The sequence below is a fragment of the Cryobacterium sp. MLB-32 genome, from assembly GCF_000738085.1.
GTDB lineage: Bacteria > Actinomycetota > Actinomycetes > Actinomycetales > Microbacteriaceae > Cryobacterium.
Window position 1 is genome coordinate 1 of record NZ_JPRS01000228.1, and the last position, 2,243, is coordinate 2,243.

At 62.5% G+C, this 2,243-nt stretch carries 2 protein-coding genes; one reads left to right on the forward strand and one right to left on the reverse strand.

Annotated elements, in window-relative coordinates:
• Positions 1–1,290 (forward strand): DUF2142 domain-containing protein (locus JF66_RS16590; protein ID WP_051973666.1); only part of this gene is annotated, 1,290 nt, incomplete at its 5' end.
• Here the strand turns inward: JF66_RS16590 and JF66_RS16595 are convergent.
• On the reverse strand, positions 1,222–2,243 hold a 1,022-nt coding region (locus tag JF66_RS16595), incomplete at its 5' end, for a lipopolysaccharide biosynthesis protein (protein ID WP_231556475.1). The genes JF66_RS16590 and JF66_RS16595 overlap by 69 nt on opposite strands.

Here is a 2,243-nt window from a genome sequence, read left to right on the forward strand (position 1 = left end):
CCGAACGACAACTTCGTCACGTCGGATCGCGGCAATTTCAGCGGGGCCTACCCGCCCGTCTACTACGTGACCATGAGCCTCTTTGCTGGGACGAACGTCGAACTATCAGCAGTGATCATGCGGCTGGTGAACATCCTCATCTTTGTGGGCATTTCCGCCGTCCTGTATGCACTGCTGCCAGCGGCGCGGAGGCCTACACTTGTCTGGGCCTGGGCGATCTCTCTCGTTCCACTCGGGATGTTTCTCATCGCGTCGAACAACCCCAGCGCCTGGGCGATCATATCCGCCGGCACATTGTGGCTCGCTCTCCTCGGATTTTTCGAGACGACGGGCGCACGTCGGTGGGGCCTTGGCCTCGTCGCTGCAATCGCCACGGTCATGGGTGCCGGAGCTCGGGCTGATGCCGCTGCCTACGCCGTGGTTGCGGTCGTTGTTGTCGTCCTTCTGACGGCTAAATGGGACCGCCGGTGGATCTTGTCGGCCCTCCTGCCTCTGGGCATCGCCGCCGTCGCGGCCGCGTTCTACCTGTCGACGACACAGTCATCCCTCGTCTCATCTGGACTTCATTCGTCCGCGGACACGGGGGGCGGCCCGGGGATCAAGAGCCTTCTGGTGAATAATCTGCTCAACGTTCCCGGTCTCTGGGCCGGGGTTTTTGGGAGTTGGGGCCTCGGCTGGCTGGACACAGCGATGCCGTCGATCGTCTGGGTTGCGTGCCTCGGGAGTTTCGGTGCTCTCGCTTTCTCCGGACTCGTTTCGGAATCCATACGTAAAATTCTCGCAGGGGCATTCGTCCTGGCCGCGCTGTGGATCATCCCGACATACATCCTGCTGAAGTCCGCAGTCTTCGTCGGAAGCGAGGTCCAGCCTCGGTACATATTGCCGCTCATCGTTCTGCTGGCCGGCATCGCGCTCCTGCACGTCGGCGGTCCACGGTTGGCCCTATCGACCGGTCAGGCCGTTGCCTTGGTCTCGGCCCTGGCCATCGCCAACTCTGTGGCACTTCACTTCAACATGCGTCGGTATCTCACTGGCACCGACGCTCTGGGTGTGAATCTGGACACGAACCGGGAATGGTGGTGGGACATTCCCGTGGGGCCCCAAATGGTCTGGGCGATCGGCTCCCTTGCGTTCGCCGCTGTGCTGATTCTGCTCGTTCGGGGTATCACGCGGCCGCGAGATCATTCCGTCCCGTCCCGGCGCTCGAAGCGAGTCGCAGAGTCAGCGCTGCCCACGCCGAGGATAGAGGATGGCGATCGCGATAAGACCACGCGAAGCGTACGCCAGTGAGATGGCCCACAGGGCCCCGGACGTGCCCAAGGACGGCACCAAGGCGAGGCAAGCCAGCAGGGAAATCGTCGCGGAGGTGATGCTCAGCGTGATCCCGTGTACGTAGAAATTCTGCACGGCCACGGCCGTGCCCCCAAAGTGAGTCGCGGGCAACACGAGTATCCCGACTAACAGAGGTAGCGCCTCAGTGAGAGTCAGGGTGTAACCGGCCCCGAAGACTATGGGGAGCAGCAACGACATGATCCACAGCCCCAGCACCGCGAGCGGCGCGAGAGCGAGGGTCCACCAGCCGGTGGTGACCAGCACGGATTTCAGGAAGTGGAACCGATCATCCTCCGTGGTCCGCGCCAGAGCCTGGCGTGCTCGAGGAATCCAAGCCTGCGTCAACGTGCCCGAAAAGATATCCACAATGGCGAAGATATACAGAAGTACCACGAAGTAGGCAACCGTGGACGGCCCGTGATCCCGCGCGAGAAAATACTGCGGCATGGAGGACACGAGCGCCAGAATCGCACCCGCGACTCCCATGGGAAACCCGGCTCGCAAGATGGCATTGCGAGCCGCACGGGGTGCCCCTGTCGCGTCGGACGTGGGCTCGTGCCGACCGGTCAGGACACGTGCCGGCCAGAGCATGAGGACCAGCGCGACGAAGAGGGAGGTGCCAGCCAACCCCGCGAGAGCGATATTCAAATCCCTGGTGACGACGAGAGCTGCGCCCGTAACGGCACTTCCCAAGACAGCACTCGCCAGATAGGCCCAGAAGATGCGCGGAGCCGCGTGGTACTTCTGGAGGGGCGCTGAGAAGAACTCCGAGAGCGTGTCGGCCACCTTGATAACCGAGACCAGCGCAACCGTCATGATGATCCCACGGTTGAAGACAGCGGCGACGCCGATACTCACCAGGAGCGCCAGCAGGACCATAGCGAATTGGATCGTCAGGTATGAACGGAAAC